The following is a 24124-nucleotide window of genomic DNA, read 5'->3' as shown; positions in this document are numbered from 1 at the left end:
CTTATATTCAGCGAAAAGAATCATGAAGAGTATAAACATTAAGATAGCCGACGAACTCTATGAGAAGAGTTTAGCTTATGCTGAAAAACATGGAACAACATTAAATGAAGTGGTTGTTCAGTTTCTAAAAAAGGTGGTGACAGGGGACAACCACTCTCTTAGTCAAAAACTTAAAACCCTTCAATCTCAAATTGGGGTTCAGACGAGAAATTCAAGTTTTACTCGTGATGAGCTATATGAAAGATAACAGAAAAAAACCTAGCCCAAAACCTTCCAGCCCAGTCTGCTTCATAGACAGTCCCGAACTCCGGGAGGAATACAAGGCTTTTCCCAAGCCTGAAAAACAAGAACCAAATCAAACCAAAACCAAAGGCAAAAAGGACAAATAGCCCTTAAATGCTTTCTCCGGCGACCATACTCCAAATAATTCTTGTGATCCATTGTTCGTTATGTACCTTGCAACTCCTACAAACTCAATAGCTATGAAGAAAATTATCAGTATTTTACTCATCGCAGGTGGTATATACCTGGGATATGAAGGTGTAACCCAGCTCCAGAATTCATCCGCATCGTTGAAAGTGGGCAAGTTGGAGCTTTCTGCTAAAAATGAAACTAGCGCAACTACCGCCTACATCTATCTTGGTTTCGGAGTGCTTCTCGTTGTTGGGGGAGTTTATGTCCTGAGAAAATCATAAAAAAAATGTCAGGTCACATGACCTGACATCCATACCTTAATTGCGGTCAAAAGCGTATGTTTAGCTTTTGATTTCAGCGGTTCCTGAGCCAGTACTCACCTTAATTCTCACATCAGAAGATCCCATCTTCTTTGTTTTCTTCACTGTGGTATTGCGGCCATTTCCTATTTCCTCAGTGCTGTCAAAATCAAATGGAGCATCAATGTCGCCATTGTTTTTGTTGGCCTCCATTACTATCACACCCTCAATCTTGTTGCCTTCAAAGTCAAGCGTTGAGTCGCCTGAGCCACTGTTAACCGATATATCATAAGCTGGCGTGGCAGCTAAAGACACCTCAACGTCGCCAGAGCCTGAATTGAATGAGCTTCTTCCCGATAGTTTTAGTTTTTCGACACTCACATTTCCACTTCCCACATTGGCGCTCACTTCAGCGTCGACGGAGTACAAGTCGATATTGCCAGAACCTGCATTGAAGCTTAGCTCACCTTTAGACTCTCTGGCTCGGATGTTGCCAGACCCGGTATTCACTCTGATTTTTCCATTCGAGTTTTCAATTCTGGTGTTTCCAGAGCCCGAATTAGTGCTTAGGTCAGCCATCAGCCCACTAATTTGCACATCGCCGCTACCAGTATTGAAGCTGATGTTAACTTCATCCGGCACCTTAATTGTCCATTTTGAGTCTCCGCTCCAGCTTCTCCGGTTCTTCATCTTCTCCTCATTGATCACAAGCGTAGACCCTTTTTGCTCTATAGTAGGCTCATAGTCGTCTATATCATGCTCCAATGCCACATATACTTTACCATCCGAAGATTTCTCAAAAAAGGCATCGCCGGACGAAATGCTCATAGTTACTTTATTAATACCACTGAACGTTCTGTCTACCTTCTGCTGTGCTGTCGCCATTCCCGCCACCATAAACAGTAAGGCTACAGTTAATCCTGGTTTGTTGAGTAATTTCATAGTTTTTGACTTAGAGTAATTAACCTATTTATAAAAAAAGACATAGGTCGACTAAAAAGGTTGCACATCAAACTGTCATCACTTATTTACTCATTTCGCAAAGAGGCGGTCGGGTTGCGGCGAGCAGCCTGCAAAGACTTGTAGCCAACGGTAAGCAACGCTATCAGGGCAACCACAAGTCCGGTTATTGCAAATGTCGATATCGAAAGCCCTTCTGCATAAGCGAAGCTGCTTAGCCATTTGTCCATCAGCCAATAGGCCAGTGGGCTGCCCAGTGCGAAACCAATCAGCACCAGCAACAGAAACTCTTTCGAGATCAGGTAAACCAGCTGCTGGTTGGAGGCGCCCAGCACTTTCCTGATGCCAAACTCCTTCAGCCGCAGTGAGGTTGCGAAACTGGCCAGGCCAAGCAGGCCGAGGCAAGCAATAAAAATTGCCAACCCCGCCGCCAGCGCAAAGACGGTTCCTCTCTTCACATCATCCCTATAATACCTCTCCCACTGTTGATCAAGAAAATTGTACTCGATGGAGCCCTCAGGAGCAAACTTATCATGCACGGCACTCGCATGTTCCAGTACATTAGATGGGTCACCTTTGGTGTTGAGTACGAAGTAGTCGATGGACATTATCACATTGTTCCAAGGGCCAATCACCATCGGGCCAATCTCCTGATAAAGAGACTCGAAATTGAAGTTTTCCACAATCCCTACTACCTGAAAAGTAATGGATTCTTCCCCGTCATGAAACTGAATCCTCTCACCAACGATGCCTTCGCCCCCGAGCATTGCAGCTGCTTTTTCGTTGAGCAGAACATGGAGAGAATCTAACTGGTCGTTACCTGAAAAATTGCTCCCCACCTTTAATTTGATATCAAATGTTTCAAGTGCATCAGGGTCAAAACCCATAAAACGCATCAGTTGGGGGTCTTCGCCTGCCGTCTTTGTCACAGAAACAGCAGGGAGTGATTTCCACTCACCGGGCACCCGGCTTACTGCCGCCACATTCAGAACATCAGGATGGGAAGCAAACTCGCTCTTCATGGCTCTGAAGCTTCTCCGGACATTTCCTGAGTTAATATCGATCACCATTTTTCGTTCTTTGTCGAATCCCATATCCCGGTTTTGTACATAGTCCATTTGATTGTACACCACAGCGGTAGCAATAATCAGAACAATGGACAAAGAGAATTGGAAGACCACCAATACTTTTCGGGATATCAAATTACCGACCTTTTGAAAGTGCCCGCCCAGCACCTGGCCCGGTTGATACGCTGAAATAATGAAAGCAGGTACCAAGCCGGAAAAGATGCCCGTTATAGTGCTCACACTAAAGATTACGACGAGGATGAAAGGCTGCTGAAGATAAGGGATCTCGATAGTTCTTTCAGTAAGGCTATTGAACCATGGAAGCGCCAGTTCGATAAGCCCTAATGCGGCAATTAATGCCACAGTTGAAACCAACATCGACTCCATTAAAAATTGGCTTATCAGCTGCCCCTTCGATGCACCAACCACTTTGCGAATACCCACCTCCTTACGCCTGAAAATAGCTCTTGAGGTGGCCAGGTTGATGTAATTGATGACAGCGATAACGAGCACAAAAACTGCTATGAGCCCGAAAATGATGATGTATTGCTGATTACCCTTGGCATGCTGGGTGGGAGTGTCAATGTCTACAGACCTGAGGTGCACATCCGTAAATGGCTGCAACTCAAAATCCCTTGTCTTCCACTGCTCTCCCAGGTTGTCTTTCAGAAACGTTTCCTTCTTTTGCATGACAGAGGCAACCGCCGAAGGGTCGTTCAGCACCAGAAAAGTGCCGCAATTTCGAGGCTCCCAGCTGGCGAAATATCTTTGATAATTTTCGCTCCACATTTTTATGTCGGCGAGATAAAAGAACTCAGGTTGAAAGCTTGAATTTTTTGGCACATCCTCTATCACAGCCACCACCTTACAGGAGCCAAATCGGTCAGAGTCAATCATTTTGCCAATAGGGTCCTCAGCACCAAAATACTTTTTGGCTGCCGAATGAGTCAAGATCAGGTCCACGCCATTGTTACCAACGTCCTGGGCGATACTTCCTGCTGTGAATCGATGGTCGAACACCTCAAAATATGACTTCTCAACTACATAATAATTTCGCTCCAGAAATTTCTTCTCGCCGATTGTGTGCATAGCACCGCCAAAAATAAACACCCTGGTGATGTCCTCTACCTCGGGAAACTCAGCTTTCAGCGCCCCGCCCATGGCCCAGTTTGTAAAGATAGTTTTCACTTCTCCCGCTTCGGGAGTAGTCCCACTTTCTACAATTCTATAAATCTTATCAGCTTTCGAATGATACAAGTTGAAGCTTTGCTCATATCTGATATAGAACATGAGGATCAAAAACACGCCAAGTCCTACCGACAAGCCAAGGACATTGATCAGTGTGTAGCCTCTGTGTCGCAGGCTGTTGCGGAGTGCCGATTTCAAGAAGTTCGTCAACATAGTGATAGGTGTTTTACTTTTGTTGGCGCTTTTGCAATCATCGTTCCATAAATTAATTAATTGATAATCAAATTATTACGGCTGTTTTACCTCTAGCCACAAAGCTGACTTGCCCGCCAGCGGACGGTAACGGTCACTGCCAAACATCTCAAACATCAACCAGCTTGGAGCTCTTTTCTACTTGGCAAGAACACAGCTATGATGCCCAACAGGGGGAGGAAAGAACAAATGGCAAAGACATACTCAATGCTCGTCCGATCAGCTAGCTCTCCGAGCAAAGCCGAGCCAACGCCAGCCGTGCCAAACGCTAAACCGAAGAACAAGCCAGCAATCATGCCCACTTTGCCAGGCACCAACTCCTGGGCATAAACGAGGATGGCCGAGAAAGCTGACGACAATATGAGGCCAATAACTACGCTTAATACCCCCGTCCAGAACAGGCTGGCGTAAGGCAGCATCAGCGTAAAGGGAGCAGCACCAAGTATCGAAAACCAAATCACGTACTTGCGACCAAACCTGTCTCCCATTGGGCCACCCAAAAATGTGCCAGCGGCCACGGCAAACAGGAACATAAACAAGTATAGCTGCGACGCCTTTACTGACACATCAAATTTTTCAATCAGGTAAAAAGTAAAGTAGCTGCTCATGCTGGTCATATAGATGTACTTAGAAAAAATCAGCAATAGCAAAATAGTCAGCGACCAGACTACCTTCTTCACTGGCAGTGCAAATATCTTTTCCGGCTCGGCAACGGCCCGTTTAGCTTTCCTGCTCTTAACAACCAACTGAAACTTGTACCATTTGCCTACATTGGCCAATATAATCATCGCCAGCAAGGCCAGCAGAGAAAACCATATGATGTGAAATTGCCCAAGTGGTACGATGATCAGCGCTGCTAACAACGGCCCAAAAGAGCTTCCTGCATTGCCGCCTACCTGAAAAAGTGATTGGGCCATTCCATGACGTCCGCCGGAGGCCATATGAGCCATACGGGAGGCCTCGGGGTGAAAAACCGACGAACCAAGGCCAATAAAAGCTGCCGCCACAAGAATCATGGAAAAACTTCCCGCCATCGACATCCCCAGAAGCCCTAGTAGCGTGAAGCCCATTCCTATGGCCAGCGAGAACGGCTGCGGTCGCTTATCGGTAAATGCCCCAACAACAGGCTGTAGCAGGGAGGCCGTAAGCTGGAACGTAAGTGTAATCAAGCCAATCTGGCCGAAAGTGAGTTGATAGTTCTCCTTCACCATAGGGTAAATGGAGGGGATCAGCGACTGCATAGTGTCGTTCAGCAGGTGTGAAATACTAAGGGCCACCAGAATAGAAAATGTGGCTTTGTTGGTGGTTTCGTTGGCCATGGTGGCCGCAACTGCTCCGTTATTCATCAATCTTCTTCTATTATGTCACGCAAAACTCTTACTGCCGACCATATGCATTGCAAATTAACGCAGTTGTCAGAAATAAAATTCTCAAAAGTATTGAAATGAATAATGGCACTCCGGTGTGTACGATAACCTGAGTGCACATGAAAGGAACCTTTACCCAAATACGGCCCGATTGCCAGTGGGTTGTTCTAAGAAAAGCTGCCGGAAAGAAACGCAGCAGGATTCAACCTAACGTCACTAAATCTATTACTATGAATCGCTATTTGCTTCTGTTTGCACTGATTGTCGGTTGTAAATCACAGCCCGAAAAGCCGTGGGAATACCTTGGCCAGACAAAGCCAGGCACCACTCCTGAAATGTTTGCCCCTGCGAATGTCTCAACTGGCAACAATGAAAGAGATTTTGCGATTTCCCCCGATGGAACTGAAATCTACTATTCTCTGGTGGGCGTCCAAAAGAGCGTGATAGTGATGCGCAAGTATAGTGGAGAGCAATGGGAAGCCCCTGCGATTGCTTCATTTTCTGGCGATAGCTATGATATTGAACCTGCCTTTTCACCCGATGGATCGAAGCTTTATTTTGCTTCAAGGCGGTCGCTAACAAATGGTGGGCCCGACAAAGACTTTGATATTTGGTACGTAGAAAAACAAAAGGATGGCAGCTGGTCGGAAGCTAAAAATATGGGAACGCCTGTGAACTCCGAAGGCCATGAGTATTATCCATCCTTAGCTAAAAGCGGCACCCTTTATTTCACACTGAGGCTGGAAGAAGGCGGCATGGGCGGAGAAGACATCGTTTTTTCCAAATTTGAAAACGGCAGGTTCATGGCACCTGAACCATTGGACTCTGCGGTCAATTCATCCACCGACGAATACAATGCCTTCGTTGACCCGGACGAACGATTTATCATTTTCGGCTCCTGGCAAAGGGCAGCCAGCCAGGGAGGTGGCGACTTATACATCAGCAGAAAAGATGCCACAGGCAAGTGGCTGCCAGCCGTTAATATGGGAGCGACCATCAACAGCCCACGACTCGACTATTGTCCTTTCGTTTCGCCAGACGGACAGTGGCTTTTTTTTACTAGCGAGATTGTCAAGTCTTCCGATCAGATCGAAGGTTCTCTAAGTTACGAAGGATTTGTCAGGCAACTCAACTCTCCGGGCAATGGAAGAGGAGACATTTATTGGATAAGGATGCCGGTAGTCGAAAAGTAGCGTTCGAAGATTGCTACCGATTGGCGAAAAAAAACAACGGCGAAAAAATTCCGCCGTTGTACTCTACCAACCGAATCGCTTGATTTTCCTGCAAGCTTCTATTAAATACTTCTGATGATTGTGCTATAAGATGTAGAACGCCCTGGGCTGCATCGACTCTGGAATATGCTTTTCACGTAACATTTGTTTCAAGTCACGCTCAATATTTCTCGAAATTGCCAGCACTGGGGTATCAGTCGGCTTATTCTCAAAAGGATCCTGAAGATGGATAGCCATTTTCTCGATGAGGAAAAAGCATGCTGCAATGACTACAAGAATCGGCACCATAAAAAAGCCAAACAGATCGAGCATAGCGAAGGGCAATAGTAAAATGAAGAAATGCAAAGCGAGATGTATATACAAGCTGTAAGTAGAAGGAAAAACAGTGTTCTTTATGCGTTCACATTTTCCCATAGAGTCACACAGCCTGGTAAGAGTTTTATCGATTTCAACCTGCTGAAAATCGTTCAACCACCCTTTCTGATAGGCGTTTCGTAAATCAATAGACTGGAGAAGGGTAAGCCCTACATGCACATTGTCGTAGCTCGCCAGAGACTCAAGCTCATCATCACTTACATGGCCTTCCACAAATGGGAAGGGATTGTCTTTCCTCAACCCCTTACCCAATGCGTAGCACCAAGCCACTTGCCTATGAATAAACCTCTCCTGAAATCTCCGGGATGAGTCCGGATCAATGTCTTCATTTACCAACGACAACACCTGCCTGGCAAGTGTCCGGCTGTCGTTTACAATAGCTCCCCAGATTATCCTGGCCTCCCACCACCTGTCGTAGGCCTGATTGGATCGAAAAGCAAGTAGCAACGAGATGATAGTTCCCAACACCGTTGGAACCGTCATCGGTATGGAAATTTCTGAAATATGATAATTCTGGTAAACTATTTCGATGGCGATGCCATAACCCATAACAACCAAAATCTCATACTTGATTTTCCCAACGATGTATTTAACAGGAATACTTCCCTTTAGTAACATATGCTTCGTTTAACGGTTGAGATCTAAGCCAACTAAATCCGGGCAAATGGAGTTGAAAGGGATTGGAAAATAGCCGAAGAATCGATATCCACCGACTTACACTCCGATTGCCTGATCAAAGTCCTCATGTCGACGCTATTGGCGGACAAGTCTCCAAAACTTTGCTCAGAAGAATAAACAATCAATGACACGTCGTAATAGTCTAGATAACTTGAAAAAAGCATTGGGGTGGTACCGTAAAAAAAATCAACTATTACGTTCTTTACCTTGTAGGAAAATACATCTTTCAAGTCTTCAAGCTCCTTCAAAAATTCAGGGGAAACGTATTTTCTGTTTTCATTTCTATAACTCCCAAAAAGCAAGTCCTGTTCGCTATCTGGCATATTAAAAGCGTGAACAAACAGTAAGCGGATATCGCATTCGAAAGCTTGAACGGCCTCTTGAGCCACTTTAATCGTATTGGAAGTAAAATCTGCAGGAACAAGAATAGTTTTCATATCGCATTTTATTTTTTTAAAACTGCGATTGAAGAATTAAGATGTGCTAAGATTCAGATTACAATCTGCTAAGAACACTATTAGAATGTGATTAGAGTGCTGCTTCCATTAAATGGGGGAAATAGGCTATGACAGTGGTGCCCTGCCCTTCTTTGCTTTTTACATTTACATGGCCTTTGTGCATCCTTATAATGTTGTTGGCGAGCGGAAGACCTACACCATGTCCCTGATATTTATGTGTATTTGATGCCCTGAAAAACGGCACAAATACCTGTGGTAAGTCATGCTCGGGAATCCCAATACCCTGATCACTCACCTGAACATATATCCGCCTGTCGTCCGTAGTCACCCTAATTCTCACCTTGTTATTATCAGAATACTTACATGCGTTCATAACGATATTGCTCAGCGCAACCCTCAGCAAGGTACCATTACCTTCCAAACACAATTTGCTATTGTCGGCAGGTAGACCCCCAAAGTCTACCTCTACTTTATTATTAAAATGAATTTTGTTAATCGTATTCTTCACCGAAAGAATGATTTCGTCAAGCCGAACTTCACCCCAATGTTGTTTTACGCCGTCAAAGCCCGTTTGAGCAATAGCCAGCATCCCATCTATCAACTCCTTAAGTTTTTCTGCTTCATAGGTAATGACCTCAAGAGACTGCCTCATGCTATCAGAAAGCTCGCCCTCATCCTGACCAAGTTCCGCTTCTCCAGCAATGATGGTCAGCGGTGTTTTGAATTCGTGCGAAGCGTTACTGATAAAATTGTTTTGCATCTCGAATGTCATTTGCAGACGAATAAGCATGTCGTTAAATGTATGCGTAAGGTCTGCTACAACATCATCACTTTTGGTGTCCTCAAGGCGTTCATTTAAATTGTAAACACTGATTCCCTTCACCTTATCAATAATCTCCCTTACTGGTTTAAATATTTGATTTGAGAAAACTCTACCCAAAGAATAGGTAACGATGATACTTCCGAAGAAGCCGAACAGTAATAGTTTTTTCAGGTAAGCAAGTTCTTCCATTCCAAGCGTGTCCACCGCTTCGGAAACCACCACAATGTCTTTCCCCCCCTCATTGATGAGCTCTCCAACGTAAAAGACGTTATTAGAAAAATGACGCACTCTGCCTTCTCGTAAAAGCTCCTGGTAAAAAAGGTCGTCCAACGGCAGGTTTGGCTTTTGTGCCAGTTTCATCCCCGAACCATCGTCTGCAAACTCAATAATGTAGTGATCTTCGTCGGGCAGGTTTTTAAGATGTCTTTCCTTGACTGTATGATAGATTGCGGCATTGCTCTCATCATCTTCCAGGTAGGCGTGTCCAATGATGGCCGCCCTTACTTCCAGTCGGTGAAAAAACATCTCGAAGGTGCTCCTCTCCGAAAAAATATAAATGAAGATGCTCAGTAAAAGAATTATCGCTCCGGTAATACCCGTAACTATCAGTGATATCTTATTATGAATGCTCATTCTTCGCTCCTCATGACATAACCCATTCCGAACACCGTATGGATGATCTTATTGTCACTATTTGCATCAATTTTTTTTCGTAAATAGTTGATATATACGTCGACTACATTGGTGCCCAAATTGAAATTAATATCCCACACGTTTTCAAGAATTTCCATTCGGGACAGTACCCTGTTCCTATTAGCGAGAAGGAATTCGAGTAGCCGAAATTCGGTGGCCGTCAAGGATATTTTTTTTCCTGCCCGGGTCACTATTTTTGTAGCCCTGTCCAGCTCAATGTCAGAAAATATCAACTTGTCTCCTTCGTCAGGCCGAGCACCAGGTCGGCGTGTTAGCGTCCGCACACGGGCATTCAGTTCGGCAAGTTTAAAGGGTTTAGTCATGTAGTCGTCGGCTCCTCCATCAAGTCCAGCCACAATATTTTCGGTGGTACTGAGTGCCGTAAGCATCAACAGTGGCGTATGCGAATTCTTTTTTCTGAAATTTTTACAAACTTCCATGCCACTCAAAACAGGTATCATCAAATCCAATATAATCAAGTCAAAATCATTATTCAACGCCATTTGGAGACCGGTTTTACCATCCATAGCTACGCTCGTGTTATAGCCGGAGGAAGAAAAGCTTCTCTGAATAAGCGAAATCACACTTGGCTCGTCTTCTATTAATAGAATATTCATTTGATGGTATAATCAATACAGGAACTTCAAACAAGATATAAAAACTGTCAAATAGCTAAAAAAGTTTGAACAACCTTCGCCCTCAACAATTTCACTGGCAACTCAAGACACTGTTAAAAAAAAGAAAGCGCTGGGAAACCCGGCGCTTTTCAATCAGGAACCTAACCTAATCAACCTATATTATCTTTCTCGGGTCAATCCAGCTTCACCTGCATGCGACCCAGCTTAGTACCTTTGTTATACACCTCGATCTTGTAAATTCCGGTGGTCAATTTTTCTTTGGGTGTAAAAACCATCTCTACCCTTTGAACCATCTCAAACTGGCCCGGATAAACTCCGAGGCTTGCGACAGGGTTGCCATCTCCCTGCAAGAGGTGATGTGAAACAGTGCCATCAGCTTTGGAATAAACTTTTGAACCAGGAGACACTACTTTGAACTCCAGGCCACCAAGAGCACTCTGGGGCACGTCGAACACGAAGTTAATTTTCTTGGCTTTCTTAGCTCTTACCGTTAATTTTTCATTCTTTTTGGTGACGAGCACAAGGTTATCCTCGGTCAAAGCGGTAAGGAGACCCATGTTTTCAGTAAGGACTTTGTTGTCCATTTCCAACTGAGCAATCATGGCATTAGCATTGGCGTTCTCTTTTCTCAGGTTGCCGTTTTCATCCCGAAGCTTGTTAATTTCTCCGTTAAGGCTGGCAATCTGCGAATCAAGGCCTGACTTCAAAGCTTTCAACTCAGCTATTTGCCTGTTCAGTTCGGCTATGGAACCATTGCTCCGTTTAATCTGGCTTAGCTGCGCTTCCTTCTGAGCCAGGTTATCGTTCGCCTGAGCCAGGAGATGATCAAGATTGGCGTTTTTGCCTGTTAGAGAGGCTATCTCTTTTTTAAACTTATCAATCTCTTTTTGAAGTTGAAGTTTCTCTGAAAGCAATGCTTCAGATTTAAGCTTCTCCTCGTTTAGACTGGCGACCGCCTCCTTGTTCAGGGTGATATAGTGGGCGCCAATAAAAAGGCTTACAAACAAAAGTCCCGCTATTACATAAGCTGTGACTTTAATTCTCGATGTTGATGATGACTCGCTCATACTTTTGATGTTTATGATGCAATTGTACGGCGGTCATCTAAAGGCCCTATTAGTGCGAGATTAAAATGGTATTAAATTTTTTTCTTGACCCGAAACGTTAGGGTAAAAGTACTGCCCTTGCCCTTTTTTGACATAAGTGTCAACGTTCCCTCGTGCAGTTTCACTATTCTTTGCACCAGCGACAGTCCAATGCCGTGGCCTTTGATGTTTTGGGCATTGCTTCCCCTGTGAAAGGGCTCGAAAATCAACTCCTGTTCTTCTTCGTCTATGCCGATGCCAAAATCCCGGAAAGTCAACACCAGTTGTCCTATGTCTGGTTCAACGTTTACCTGCACCTCATGAGGGTCAGAGTATTTGCACCCATTGTCCATCAGGTTGAGCAAAGCAGTCTTTATCAATTGTTCATTGCCTACGACGGTCATCTGATCGTCCTCCAAATCCTCGTTGAACGATATTGAGACCTTGTATGATGGATTTCTTTTCTGGAGCTCACCAGCGCTTTGCCAGAGAACCTCGTCCACCCTTATAGAACCAAAGGAGCTTTCAACACTCTCAGAGCTCGCCTGTGCCAGCAGCAGCAGCCTGTTAGATAGATAATTCAGGTTTTTGATATCGTCAAGAACAGAATTTACAGTGCGTTTGTAATCTTCGGCAGTTCTATCGCTTAGTAAGGTTACTTCAAGCTGGCCTGTGATGGCCGTTAGAGGAGTCCGCAACTCATGCGAGGCATTCGCAATGAAGTTCTTCTGAAGTTTGAAGGCCTCTTCCAGCCTGTCGAGCATTTCATTGAATGTACCAGCCAGGTGAGCCAGTTCATCCGTTTGGTTTCCCTCGTCCACCCGGCTGCTCAGGTTACTGACACCAATAGCATCGACCTGAGCAATTACCCGGGAAATGGGACTTAGGGTACGTTGGGCAAAAATCCGTCCTGATATGAAAGTAAAGAGTAAGCCTGCTCCAAAAACAATGAAAAGCACATTCCGCAGGTTGTCCAGTTTTCGGTAACCAAAAATATCGGTGGCCGAAGCAACCACTACCACTCTATCGTACTGATCAGTAAAAAGTACGCCGAGCACCTCCTGGTTTCCGAACACAAACCTTACCTCTCCTTCCAGCCTTATCCGGTTAAGCAGTGGCTCATTTACGGCTACCGTTTGCTCTCCCTCAGAGCTATAAAGTACCTGGTTTTGGTAGTCGAAAATAGTTATTTCTTCATTTGGCAGACTTACAGGATTGTTCTCTTCAATCTTCCGCAGCAACTCGGCATCCACCTCCTCCACTTCAATAAGCAGTTTGGCCACATTTCTGGCTTTGTTCTCTATCCTTTCATAAAACTCTTGCTTGCGATACTGAGCCGATAAGTAATAGATCGCCAGGGAAGAAGCGCCCATGATCAGCGCCACTATCAACAAAAAAAGGAAGGTGAGCTTGTCCCTGATTTGCATTAGGCTTTTTCAAAAATATACCCCATCCCTATCCGGGTATGGATGAGCTTGTCCTCAAAGTCCCTGTCTATCTTTTTCCTCAGGATATTGATATATACTTCCACCACATTGGTGCCAGTGTCAAAATCAATGTCCCACACTTTCTCCGAAATATCGATCTTCGACACTACTCTGCCTTTATTCCTCATCAGATACTCTAGCAACCCAAACTCCTTCGCCGTCAGGTCTATTTGTTTATTTCCCCGGTGAGCCACTTTTTTATCAAGATCAAGGGTCAAGTCGGCTACTGTCAGCACATGGGAGACTACTTCCTCTCTCTGACTTCTGCGGGTAAGTGCTTTGAGCCGCAGCAGCAATTCCTTGAATTCAAAGGGCTTGACCAGGTAGTCGTCGGCACCAGCCTCAAAACCATTGACTTTGTCTTCAGTGGTACCCAGCGCAGTGAGCATGATTACCGGCAGTGAAGGTTTATTGTTCTTTATCGCCCGACAAAGTTCTACCCCACTGATAAAGGGGACTATCACATCCAGTACAGCGACGTCGTAAGCTCCTTTTAGAAATAAGGTTAGCCCCATTTGCCCGTCAGTAGCCAGGTCAACTACATAGCCCTGCTCCTCAAGCCCCTGCTTGATAAATGATGCCACCTTTGCTTCGTCTTCTACCAGTAGTATGTTCACACTATTCGTCTTTTGTTCGGTATTGCACCTTAGTGAATCTAAAGTACACGTACTAACGCCATTATTCCACAAAAACTCATGATAATACAGAGATATGAAAAAGGATTAAGCCTCAAATTAAAACGATATTAAAAACAACATTTTTTGGTGAAGCTCGTATTTACATGTACATACATATAAACTAATCTTGAGTTGATGTAACAGAGGATTTTTCTATAACTTCAGCTCGGAAAGGAGAACAGAAAATGAAAACCGTTTTGCATCAGGCAAACACCAGAGGCCACGCCAACCACGGTTGGTTAGACTCTTATCATACGTTCAGTTTTGCCCAATACTACAACGCTGAAAGGGTACATTTTGGCGTGCTGAGGGTATTGAATGATGATACAGTAAGCGGCAGCATGGGCTTTGGCACTCACCCTCACGACAATATGGAAATCATCTCCATTCCATTGTCAGGAGACCTTGAGCATCAGGACAGCATGGGCAACAAACAGGTGATAAGGCAGGGAGACGTGCAGGTATTGAGTGCGGGCACTGGCATCTACCATAGTGAAAAGAACTTCCACAAAGACAAAGAGGTGAAATTCCTTCAGATATGGATGTTCCCCAACAAAAAGGATGTGACACCCCGCTATGACCAGATCACCCTTGACGCCGATAAAAACCATAATGCATGGCAGCAGGTGTTGTCGCCCAATGCGGATGATGAGGGTGTGTGGGTACACCAAAATGCCTGGTTTAGCATGACAAAGCTGGACGCCGGTAAGTCGCTCGACTATCAGGTGAAAGGAAAAGGCAACGGCCTGTACTACTTCATTCTGGAAGGCGAAGTTGAAGTAGACGGGCAAAAACTAGGCAGAAGAGATGGCTTCGGAGTTTGGGAAACCAGTCACAGCAAGTTAACCGCTTCCTCCAATGCCGAAGTGTTGCTCATGGAAGTGCCAATGAACTAAATCACCGAAGGCTGACAGGTTATTCTGTCAGCCTTTTTAATATCTTAGAACCATGCTAGAAGTAAAACAACGGGAAGAAGACTCAAAAGGATCATTCTACATAGAATCGGAAGGTCGCAAAATGGCCGAGATGACCTACAGCAAAGCTGGCACAGATCGTATCATTATTGACCACACCGAAGTGGGCAGCGAATTGCGTGGCCAGGGTGCAGGTAGGCTGATGGTAGAAAGCGCCGTAGCTTATGCCAGAGCAAAGAAGATAAGCATTATTCCTCTTTGTCCTTTTGCCAGGTCCGTATTTGATAAGAACCCTGAATTAAGAGACGTGTTATGAACCTGGACGCTTATAAGACTATCAATAACCCCGACAAAAAAAGGTTTGAGTTAGAGATTGACGGTGTTCTGTCTGTGATAGAATACACGTTCAAGAAATCAACCAATCAAATGTTCCTTGTTCATACCGAGGTAAATCCATCATTGAGAGGAAAAGGAGTGGCCAGTAAGATTGTAAAAGAAGCACTGGACATGATCAGGAAGGAGGGCCAGGAGCTGGTACCACTTTGTCCGTTCGTGGTGGCATTTTTGAAAAAGCATCACGAGTATCATGACTTGATGAATGAAACAAACAAAGCAAGATTCAAATAACACCCATGGCAGAAGCAACAGTAACCCCAAACGACGCAAATTTTCAGGTGAGTGCAAAAATTCGCCAACACGAAGTAATGCTCGATGAACCCGAAGACAAAGGAGGGGGAGATACCGCCCCTACACCCTCAGAGTTTGTTTGTGCCAGCCTTGCTGCCTGCACCACTATCACGTTGCAGATGTATATTCAGCACAAAGGGTGGGAGGCGTCTGTTGAATCGGTGAACGTAGTGTATGAAACGGTTGATGGCGTGGGCACCTTCAGGAGAAAGGTAGTGCTGGCTGGCTACACCCAAGAACAGCTACCAAGACTTACATCTGTGGCCAATAGCTGCCCGATTCATAAAATGCTCTCAAAAGCTAACCCAATAGACACAGAAATTAACTAAACTGATATGGCCGACGACATAAAAGAGTACAGTAACGGAGAGGTAACCATCATTTGGCAGGCTGAAAAGTGCCAGCACTCGGAAAAATGCTGGAGAGGTTTGCCCGGTGTGTTTAATTACAAGGAGCGTCCCTGGATCAAACCTGAAGGCGGAACAAGTGAAGAAATTATTGAGCAGGTGAAAAAATGTCCTTCGGGCGCCCTTACCTACAGAATGACGGGCAAATAGACTGGGTTGGTGCTGTAACTTCATCCCGAAAATTGACCTGTTAAATCAATTATTTATATTTAGTCTAAATAAACTTTAATTTCTCAAGGGACTTGCTGTTATTTGCAGACTGAGGATAAAATGCCTGATGTCTGCACCTAACATAATCGTAGCTGATACACATGAATTGTCCGTCGCCGGCTTGTTATACTTGGTGCATCAAGCTTTTGAAACCGTACAGGTAGAAACGGCCAAGAGCCGCGTTGCATTGAGCAACGTCCTGAAAAATTTTCCATCCGGCATCCTTATAGTCAATCCATATGGGGTGAAAGACCTGGATCCAGCGAGTCTCTTAAAAGTGCTTACCGACAACCCTCAAGTATACCCTCTCCTACTTGTTTCCCGCATCGATCAGGAAGACTTAAAGCCGCTGATCAAATTGGGCTCCATTGGCATCATTACCAAAAACTGCAGTCAGCGGGAGGTCTTGGCCGCCCTGGAAGCTGCGATTCATCAGGAAAAATTCGTTTGCAACAAAGTGATGGAGGCTTTTCTGGCCGTAAACGAAGCCGCCGACAACTCACAATCAGAAAGACAGCTTTCCGAAAGAGAAATCGGGGTTATCCGACTAATAGCAAAAGGCATGTCGACAGAGGAAATTGGGGAGGAGCTGCACCTCAGCCCTCATACCATTCACGCCCATCGAAAAAATATCTTGAAGAAAATGAACGTGAAGACTCCTGTGGAGCTCGTGGTGAAGGCCATCCGGGAGAAGCTTATTTCTGTTTAATTTCCTCAATCAGTCAAAACAAACCTTACTCGCCACACCTGGGTGAGCTATAAGAAAATTTTTATAGCTCACTAATTACCCATATATTGGGCTATAAATAGAAAAATATAGCTCATGACTTGGAACTGGCAACACAAAGAGTGGCCCCAATTCAAATACAAAGTTGACCTTTACAAAGGCTATGAACAAGACTTCCTGCATAGAGCGGGAATTATGTTTGGAAGCATGAAGCATGTCAGCGTGGCTGACCAAGATGTTTTGAAGGTTGATTTAATGAGCAATGAAGCCTTTAAAACATCAGAAATTGAGGGTGAGTTTTTGAATAGAGAATCTCTACAGTCTTCTATTCGACGACAATTTGGCCTCAAAACTGATACTCAACGGAGAATTACTCCCGCCGAAGAGGGAATAGCTGAGCTAATGATCGACTTATATAAAACATATAATGCTCCCTTAGATGAGCGTCAACTCTTTTCCTGGCATGAAATGTTGACCTCTGGGAGAAGAGATCTATTGGATATTGGCAGATATAGAACGCATGAAGACCCAATGCAAGTGGTATCAGGAGCACTCAGCAGCCCCAAGGTGCACTATGAGGCCCCGCCCTCTTCAAGAGTGAAAAAAGAAATGGACACCTTCATCGCATGGTTCAATGCAACAAACAAGCCCGCTTCTGACCCCCTCTCGCCACTTGTACGGGCAGGGGTAGCCCACCTATACTTTGAAAGCATTCACCCCTTTGAGGATGGAAACGGGAGAATAGGAAGGGCCATATCAGAAAAAGCGCTTTCTCAGGCGCTTGGAAAACCTACACTCATTGCCATTTCTCATGTTATCGAAAGCAACAAAAAGGAATACTATGAAGCTCTCCAAAACAATAGCACTAGTTTAGCTATCGATCAATGGCTGGAATATTTTTGCCATCTGGTTATACAAGCGCAGGGTCACACGCAAAGCACAATTGATTTCCTGATTGAAAAGGGTAAATTTTTCCATCGGTTTTCAAATGCATTAAACCCACGTCAGGCCAAAGTAATAGAGCGAATATTTAAAGAAGGTATAAACGGATTTAAAGGCGGCCTTAGTGCTGAAAATTATATTCGTATTACTCAAACCACCGCCTCTACCGCTACCAGGGACTTGCAAAACCTCGTCGAGCAGGGGGCACTAAAAAGAACAGGGGCACGAAAAGGAACAAGGTATTATCTAAACATCGACCACGAAAGCACGGCAGTCTATTAGCTTATTGACGTCCTTTTTTTTAGCAATTCGAATTCCTTCGACTAACCGGCGTCGCCACTAAGTATTTCTAAAAAAGTCATCCTCAGATAACCGACTCGCTTGCAGTGACATGCGATTTCATGTTTTATAACGAAAGCACCAATAGCTTAAACTAGCTATCACTAATCCCCACTACAAGCACTTCATGTACTTAGAGAAGTAGTTATTTAAGCTCAATCAAGCGATTGACAGCCCAATCTCCCCGGCCTACATTTGCCATTATTTAAAACGATTCTAAATAAATGAAATATATCAATCAAATAGGCATTTCGGCAGCATTCCTACTCGTATTCAGCCAATGCGGCCCCGCAAATACAACATCGAAGAGCACAGAAAACTCAGCTCCCGAAAAAGAATCACTGAAAATAGTCAGTATTGGAGGGACTTTGTCTGAGGTCGTTTGTGCACTGGGAAGTTGTGATCAGATTATTGCAGCTGACAAAACAAGCACCCGGCCTAAAAGCCTGCAAGACCTTCCTTCGGTAGGCTATCGCACTGGCATCAAAGCCGAAGGCGTCGTGTCGCTCGATGCTGATATTGTTCTGGCTGAGGAAGACCATATCAATGCCGAGGTTGTTACCCAGTTGCAAGCGACAGCTTTGCCAGTTCATACGTTCAAACATGAACTTAACGTAGCTTCCACCAAAAAGATAATAACTGACATAGGCAAAATTATCAATAAGGAGCAGGAGGCAAAGCAGCTGGTTCTCACACTGGAGCAAGATCTCAATCTATTGGATTCAATGATTGGCAAAACCAGCACGAAACCGAGAGTACTATTTGTATATGCACGTGGGCTTGGCTCATTGAGTATCTGCGGCAAAAACACATTTGCCGAGGAGCTCATCAAAATGGCCGGAGCGCAGTTTGCTGTTGACGAAGTATTCGACTACAAACCACTAACACCAGAGGCCCTGGTAGCAGCCAATCCTGACTACATCTTGTTTTTTGACAGTGGCCTCGAAAGCCTGGGCGGCGTGGAAGGCGCATTGCAAATACAGGGCCTGATGCAAACTACCGCCGGAGAAAAAAAGCAGGTCCTTGCCATGGACGGGCTTTGGCTTTCAGGCTTTGGGCCGGGGGTGGGCAAAGCAGCTATTCAGCTAGCGACCAGCATTCACCCTGAGCTGGCAGCACACAACGTGGCCCAAAGCAACTAACCTATGCAAGTGGCTACCCTACCGGCAATGAAAGCTAAAAGCAATCTCACTACCAATACTGCGATACTAGGCAGTCTGGTGGCCTTGCTTGTGTGTACTATGTTCATTTCGCTTCGTGTGGGTGCCCTTGGCATCAGCGTTGGCCAAATTGTTAACATTCTCCTTCACAACCTGGGACTCGATGTGGCAGATGTCAGCTCAAGAGACTCGGCAGTATTGCTGTCGATTCGCCTTCCCAGGCTGGTACTTGGCGTGGCAGTTGGTGGCGCACTGGGTATTTCCGGTGCTGCATTGCAAGGGTTGTTCAGAAATCCGCTTGTGGAGCCCGGTATTATAGGTATTTCCAACGGAGCCGCTTTGATGGCTGTCGTTGTGCTGGTTTTTGGTCCAACGTTCGCCGCATTTCTAACTCCCGATCTTACAACATGGCTACTTCCAGTGGCAGCCTTTTCAGGTAGCCTTGCCGCCACTTATATCGCCTATCAATTCAGCAAAGGTGCGCACCAAACCGACGTCACCATTCTCATTCTTGCAGGTGTAGCCATCACTGCTCTTTGTGCAGCCCTTATGGGCATCGTCATCTTCCACTCTAACGAAACGGCGTTGCGTTCCTTCACTTTCTGGAGCATGGGCGATTTGAGTGGTGCCTCATGGGATAAGATTGGCTTCGCCATCTGGCTTATCGTGCTGCCTGCTGTGGCCCTTATCGGGCAGTGCCAGTCACTCAACGCTATCGCTTTGGGAGAATCCGAAGCCCGTCACCTTGGAGTGGAAGTAGAAAAAATCAAACATCGGATCATTTTACTCAGTGCACTGGCAGTAGGCGCATCGGTTGCCATGGCCGGAGCCATCGGGTTCATCGGGTTGGTTGTGCCGCACATTCTGCGCATGGCATTTGGCCCCGATCATAAGCTGATACTTCCGGCTTCAGCCATTGGCGGCGCCATTTTGCTTACAGTCGCTGATATGATCGCCAGAACAATTGTTGCTCCTACAGAGCTCCCCATCGGCATTATTACAGCTCTAATGGGCACCCCATTTTTTATCTGGATGCTTGCATCAGCCAGAAAAAAAAGAATTCAGATCTAACCCTACGCTCATGTATCAGGCAAAAAATATAAGCTACTCCATCGACAGAATGAAAATACTCAACCAGGTATCGGTTGCCGTTTTTCCCGGAAAATTTACAGCCATCGTTGGTCCTAATGGCGCAGGCAAGTCAACGCTTTTAAAGGCATTGTGCCGTGACATTATTCCCAACGAAGGAGAAATAACCATCAACAATCAAGCAATATCCACCTATACTTCAAAGGAGTTGGCATTGACAAGAGCAGTACTGCCACAAAAAACCCACCTAAGCCTTGCTTTTACCGCTGAAGAGGTGGTAATGCTGGGAAGAACACCGCACAGCACAAGCAACCAACAAAACAAAGCCATTGCTCATGAGGTAATGCGGGAAGCCGATGTTTACCATCTAAAAGCCAGGGTTTATCAAACACTATCAGGCGGCGAGCAGCAAAGAGTGAACCTGGCCAGGGTACTTGCTCAATTGCACGACCAGCAGGAGCACCCGACTTACCTGCTGTTAGATGAACCGACCTCGAGCCTCGACATAGCACAGCAGCATGGATTGCTCGACATAGTTCGGCAAAGGTGCGTGGAACGTGGATATGGAGTAGCCGCTGTTGTGCACGACCTCAACCTTGCCGCTCAGTATGCCGATTACTTCCTGTTCATGAAAAATGGTGAAGAAGTCGGGCAGGGCCCGAGCCAACTTATGCTCCGAAAGGAAATGATCGAACATACATTTTCGTACCCAGTCGAGCTGATTTACGGTGAGAATAGCGACATACCTATGATATACACAAAGGGCTCCACCCCTTTTGAAAATACATCCCTTTTGAACGAAACTATAAATAGCAGATAATGGAAAACTTAACGATTGATAAAACTGATGTTCAGGCACTAAAAAAAGCCTGGAGTGACATTCAAGCCACACAACCCGGGGTAAGAATCAGAAATGCTGCTCAGGAGCTGGGAGTTAGTGAAGCAGAACTTTTGGCCACAGAGGTGGGCCCTGCCTGTGTAAGACTGGAACCCACCCCTGAACGAAGCTGGTCTGATTTTTTGAAGCGACTACCAGAGCTTGGCTACGTGATGTCGTTAACCAGAAACGACGCATGTGTGCTGGAGCACAAGGGTAAATTCCAGAAAGTGGAAACTTTTGGCGAAGGTGAAAGAGCTATGGCAACGGTGATTGGCCCTATAGAAACCCGTGTTTTCTTTAGCGCCTGGCACGTGGGGTTTGCCCACCAAATGACCAAAGGTGACAGAACACTCACCAGTTTGCAGATTTTCGATAAGGCCGGAGAGGCGATCACCAAAATCTACCTACAGGAAAAAAGCAACAATGACGCCTTTCTGAAAATTGTTGAAGACTACCGGTCCGACAACCAGGAGCTGGGGCAAACGGTAGAGCCTTACAGCCAACCCACCTTTGGTGACTCCGTCGACAAACCCGCCTTTCTCAAAGAATGGAGTGAATTAAAAGACACACACGACTTCTTTGGCATGCTGAAAAGGCACAATGTGCATCGCTACAAGGCGCTTGAGTTAGCTAATGGCACTTTCACTTACCCCATAAGCACCGACAACCTGCAGCAGGTGCTCGAAACTGCCGCAAGCACCCAACTTCCTATCATGATTTTTGCGGGCAACCGGGGCAACCTGCAAATACAGCAAGGAAAGGTAAAAACGATCCGCCTTCTCGAAAGCCAGGAAAAATGGCTCAATGTCCTCGACCCGGAGTTCAACATGCACCTGAAGCTGGAGGCCAGCCAAACTGCCTGGGTAGTACGCAAACCTACATCAGAAGGCAATGTCACCAGCATAGAAGTGTTTGACGCTGAGAAAAATATGATTGCTCAGTTTTTTGGCCTTAGAAAGCCAGGCATTCCCGAATTGGAGGCATGGAAACAACTAGTCGACTCACTACCAAAGCTATAGAGATGCGAATAGTTTTTCTCTTCACCTGTCTTTTGGTTCTTCATTCTGGCCTCGTGGCGCAGGATAGCCTGAAAAGCTATGTGATGGACGACATTGTTATCACAGGCCAGTTTGAACCGCAATCGGCCAGCAAATCGGTGTATCAGGTGAGAACCATTGCTATGGAAAGAATCCAATCACAAGGAGCTAATCGTTTGCAGGATGTGCTGCAGACAGAACTCAATATGAGGTTTTCTCAGGACATGGCGCTTGGTGAATCGAGTATGACGCTGCAAGGACTTGGCGGCCAGAATATCAAAGTGTTGATAGATGGCATGCCTTTAATCACGAGGGAGGGCACCTCCAATTCTGGTGCCCTTAATCAGGTAGATGTCAACAACATCGAGAAAATAGAGATAGTGGAAGGGCCCATGTCGGTAGTGTATGGTGCTGATGCGCTGGCAGGAGTCATCAATATTATTACCAAAAAGCCGGAGAACGACAAGCTTTCACTGGATGCCAGGATACAGGAAGAGTCCGCCGGATCGGAATACGGATTCGACAAGGGTGTTCACAATCAAAGCATGGGGGCTGGCTATACGCTGGGCAAAGTGTATACCCAGGCAAGGCTAAGCCACAACCAGTTTTATGGCTGGCAGGGAAATGCTACGGGCCGGGACAAACAATGGCACCCAAAAAACCAATGGCTGAGCAGCGGGCTCATCGGCTTCAGAAATGATAAATCAAACATTTTCTACAAGCTCGACTATCTGGACGAGTCTATCCAAAACCCGGGCGTTTTCAATGGTGGCGAGGCACTTGATCAGGAGTATATCACCAAAAGGTTCAACCACCAGCTACAGGGCCAAACTAGGTTATTTGACAAAATGAGCTACAACGGCGCTGTTTCTCTTATCAATTTTAGCAGACGCACGCTCACGACCACAGTGGATCAGGAAACTGGCGACGTAAGGCTGGCTCTTGGCGCAGGTTTGCAAGACTTGTCTTCTTACGACGGCATTAGTCTCAGGGGCACATTCCAATACCAGCTTTCATCTCAGTGGTCGTTTCAACCGGGCTACGATATTAATTTGGAACAGGGAGAAGGTGGCCGCATCAGTGCCGACGCTCCTTGGCTGAACGACTATGCTTTCTTCTTTTCCACTGAATACACCCCAACTGACAGAATAAGCATCAGGCCTGGCTTTCGGGTCATTCAAAACTCGGTGTACCAGGCACCGCCGGCAGTTCCTTCCATCAACACTAAGTTTCAGTTGACCGACAATTTGGTACTAAGGGCTGCCTACGCAAGAGGCTTCAGGGCGCCATCGTTGAGAGAACTGTATTTCAACTTCTACGACGCCAGCCATTCCATCGAAGGAAACCCCGACCTGGAGGCCGAACTATCTAACAGTGTGAATGGTGGACTTAGCTGGAAGGTGATGAGCACAACGAAATCGAGAGTTGACATGACACTCAATGGCTTCTATAACACAGTCGATAACATGATTAGCTACGGACAGAAACCCAGCAACGGTCTGATAACTACCTATATCAATGTTGATAAGTTTAAAACGAAGGGACTTATGTGGAACACCACCTATACGGACAAGGCCCTTGAAGTAAAAGTGGGGGTTTCCTATACCGGGCGATACAACCAACTAAAAGAAGACGATAGCGAGCTTCCCGAATTCACATGGACGCCTGAAGCGAACCTGGTAACCACCTATCAACTGGAGCCTGTCGGGCTGACCTTCAATCTATTCTATAAGTATACCGGCTCGTTGCCTAACTATGAAGTTGGCACCAACGACGCCGGTAACGAAACCATTCAGCTAGCCAAAATTGATGGGTACCACATGATGGACTTTACTGCCAGAAAGCAATTGTTCGGCTACCTGAATGCCACTCTGGGTGTAAGAAACCTCCTCAACGTGACGAATGTAAACAACACATCCACCGACACGGGCGGAACCCACAGCACGGGAGGTGCGAGGCCAGTTGGTTATGGAAGATCTTACTTTTTGGGGCTGAATTTTAGCCTGAACAAGTAAACAAGAGTAAAAAAATTTAGAAAT

General features: G+C 45.6%; 25 protein-coding genes. 15 read left to right on the top strand and 10 right to left on the bottom strand.

Annotation, left to right across the window (positions count from 1 at the left end; genetic code table 11):
• Nucleotides 1–22: 22 nt before the first annotated feature.
• On the top strand, nt 23–247 hold the full coding sequence (locus tag GC130_RS14435; protein ID WP_151999032.1) for a hypothetical protein: 225 nt from the start codon (nt 23–25) through the stop codon (nt 245–247).
• 235 nt (nt 248–482) lie between these two features.
• On the top strand, nt 483–695 hold the full coding sequence (locus GC130_RS14430; protein ID WP_151999031.1) for a hypothetical protein: 213 nt from the start codon (nt 483–485) through the stop codon (nt 693–695).
• A 60-nt stretch (nt 696–755) separates the two neighbouring features.
• Here the strand turns inward: GC130_RS14430 and GC130_RS14425 are convergent, their stop codons facing one another.
• The 3 genes from GC130_RS14425 to GC130_RS14415 form a co-directional block, all read right to left on the bottom strand.
• Nucleotides 756–1655 (bottom strand): DUF4097 family beta strand repeat-containing protein, encoded by a 900-nt coding sequence (locus GC130_RS14425; protein WP_151999030.1) that lies wholly within the window; start codon nt 1653–1655, stop codon nt 756–758.
• 86 nt (nt 1656–1741) lie between these two features.
• Nucleotides 1742–4141 carry an FtsX-like permease family protein gene (locus tag GC130_RS14420; RefSeq protein WP_151999029.1) on the bottom strand — a complete coding sequence of 800 codons (2400 nt, stop codon included), beginning with the start codon at nt 4139–4141 and terminating at the stop codon, nt 1742–1744.
• A 155-nt stretch (nt 4142–4296) separates the two neighbouring features.
• Nucleotides 4297–5526, bottom strand: a complete 1230-nt coding sequence (locus tag GC130_RS14415) for an MFS transporter (protein WP_201568254.1) — start codon at nt 5524–5526, stop codon at nt 4297–4299.
• A gap of 251 nt (nt 5527–5777) precedes the next feature.
• On the opposite strand from GC130_RS14415, the gene GC130_RS14410 reads away from it, so the two are divergent.
• Complete coding sequence (locus GC130_RS14410) at nt 5778–6740, top strand: PD40 domain-containing protein (RefSeq protein WP_193217866.1); 963 nt, start codon at nt 5778–5780, stop codon at nt 6738–6740.
• A 123-nt stretch (nt 6741–6863) separates the two neighbouring features.
• Here GC130_RS14410 and GC130_RS14405 read toward each other — a convergent pair whose 3' ends face one another.
• From GC130_RS14405 to GC130_RS14375, 7 genes are all read right to left on the bottom strand, one after another.
• Complete coding sequence (locus GC130_RS14405) at nt 6864–7772, bottom strand: bestrophin family protein (protein ID WP_151999027.1); 909 nt, start codon at nt 7770–7772, stop codon at nt 6864–6866.
• A 32-nt stretch (nt 7773–7804) separates the two neighbouring features.
• Entirely contained in the window at nt 7805–8269 is a 465-nt protein-coding gene (locus tag GC130_RS14400) for a hypothetical protein (RefSeq protein WP_151999026.1), read from the bottom strand.
• A gap of 91 nt (nt 8270–8360) precedes the next feature.
• Nucleotides 8361–9746 carry a HAMP domain-containing sensor histidine kinase gene (locus GC130_RS14395; RefSeq protein ID WP_151999025.1) on the bottom strand — a complete coding sequence of 462 codons (1386 nt, stop codon included), beginning with the start codon at nt 9744–9746 and terminating at the stop codon, nt 8361–8363.
• Nucleotides 9743–10423, bottom strand: coding sequence for a response regulator transcription factor (locus GC130_RS14390; protein WP_151999024.1), 681 nt, complete (start codon nt 10421–10423; stop codon nt 9743–9745). Before GC130_RS14390 ends, GC130_RS14395 begins: the two co-directional genes overlap by 4 nt.
• A gap of 194 nt (nt 10424–10617) precedes the next feature.
• Entirely contained in the window at nt 10618–11511 is an 894-nt protein-coding gene (locus tag GC130_RS14385; RefSeq protein ID WP_151999023.1) for a hypothetical protein, read from the bottom strand.
• Nucleotides 11512–11582: 71 nt separating this feature from the next.
• Nucleotides 11583–12956 (bottom strand): HAMP domain-containing sensor histidine kinase, encoded by a 1374-nt coding sequence (locus GC130_RS14380; protein WP_151999022.1) that lies wholly within the window; start codon nt 12954–12956, stop codon nt 11583–11585.
• Nucleotides 12956–13633, bottom strand: coding sequence for a response regulator transcription factor (locus GC130_RS14375; protein ID WP_151999021.1), 678 nt, complete (start codon nt 13631–13633; stop codon nt 12956–12958). Before GC130_RS14375 ends, GC130_RS14380 begins: the two co-directional genes overlap by 1 nt.
• A 245-nt stretch (nt 13634–13878) precedes the next feature.
• Between GC130_RS14375 and GC130_RS14370 the strand changes: the two genes are divergently transcribed.
• The 12 genes from GC130_RS14370 (at nt 13879) to GC130_RS14315 (ending at nt 24100) form a co-directional block, all read left to right on the top strand.
• Nucleotides 13879–14589, top strand: coding sequence for a pirin family protein (locus GC130_RS14370; protein ID WP_151999020.1), 711 nt, complete (start codon nt 13879–13881; stop codon nt 14587–14589).
• A gap of 52 nt (nt 14590–14641) precedes the next feature.
• The gene (locus GC130_RS14365) at nt 14642–14923 is read left to right on the top strand and encodes a GNAT family N-acetyltransferase (RefSeq protein ID WP_151999019.1); all 282 of its coding nucleotides are present in this window, start codon (nt 14642–14644) and stop codon (nt 14921–14923) included.
• Nucleotides 14920–15234: a GNAT family N-acetyltransferase gene (locus tag GC130_RS14360; RefSeq protein WP_151999018.1), complete on the top strand. Its 315-nt coding sequence runs from the start codon at nt 14920–14922 to the stop codon at nt 15232–15234. Before GC130_RS14365 ends, GC130_RS14360 begins: the two co-directional genes overlap by 4 nt.
• Before the next feature lie 5 nt (nt 15235–15239).
• Nucleotides 15240–15623 carry an OsmC family protein gene (locus GC130_RS14355; protein ID WP_151999017.1) on the top strand — a complete coding sequence of 128 codons (384 nt, stop codon included), beginning with the start codon at nt 15240–15242 and terminating at the stop codon, nt 15621–15623.
• 6 nt (nt 15624–15629) lie between these two features.
• Nucleotides 15630–15851, top strand: a complete 222-nt coding sequence (locus GC130_RS14350; protein WP_151999016.1) for a (4Fe-4S)-binding protein — start codon at nt 15630–15632, stop codon at nt 15849–15851.
• 247 nt (nt 15852–16098) lie between these two features.
• Nucleotides 16099–16620, top strand: coding sequence for a response regulator transcription factor (locus GC130_RS14345; RefSeq protein ID WP_193217865.1), 522 nt, complete (start codon nt 16099–16101; stop codon nt 16618–16620).
• A gap of 114 nt (nt 16621–16734) precedes the next feature.
• A complete protein-coding gene (locus GC130_RS14340; RefSeq protein ID WP_151999014.1) occupies nt 16735–17862 on the top strand; it encodes a Fic family protein in 1128 nt (375 codons plus the stop codon).
• Between the two features lie 281 nt (nt 17863–18143).
• On the top strand, nt 18144–19061 hold the full coding sequence (locus GC130_RS14335; RefSeq protein WP_151999013.1) for a hemin ABC transporter substrate-binding protein: 918 nt from the start codon (nt 18144–18146) through the stop codon (nt 19059–19061).
• A 27-nt stretch (nt 19062–19088) separates the two neighbouring features.
• On the top strand, nt 19089–20150 hold the full coding sequence (locus GC130_RS14330; protein ID WP_151999012.1) for an iron ABC transporter permease: 1062 nt from the start codon (nt 19089–19091) through the stop codon (nt 20148–20150).
• A gap of 10 nt (nt 20151–20160) precedes the next feature.
• Entirely contained in the window at nt 20161–20988 is an 828-nt protein-coding gene (locus GC130_RS14325; protein ID WP_151999011.1) for a heme ABC transporter ATP-binding protein, read from the top strand.
• On the top strand, nt 20988–22067 hold the full coding sequence (locus GC130_RS14320) for a hemin-degrading factor (protein WP_151999010.1): 1080 nt from the start codon (nt 20988–20990) through the stop codon (nt 22065–22067). The genes GC130_RS14325 and GC130_RS14320 overlap by 1 nt, the downstream gene beginning before the upstream one ends.
• Complete coding sequence (locus GC130_RS14315; RefSeq protein ID WP_151999009.1) at nt 22031–24100, top strand: TonB-dependent siderophore receptor; 2070 nt, start codon at nt 22031–22033, stop codon at nt 24098–24100. Before GC130_RS14320 ends, GC130_RS14315 begins: the two co-directional genes overlap by 37 nt.
• Nucleotides 24101–24124 lie beyond the last annotated feature (24 nt).

The organism is Imperialibacter sp. EC-SDR9 (assembly GCF_902498805.1).
Classification (GTDB): Bacteria; Bacteroidota; Bacteroidia; order Cytophagales; family Cyclobacteriaceae; genus Imperialibacter.
The sequence above is the reverse complement of the archived record's forward strand: the minus strand, read 5'-3'. Positions and strand labels throughout refer to the sequence as shown.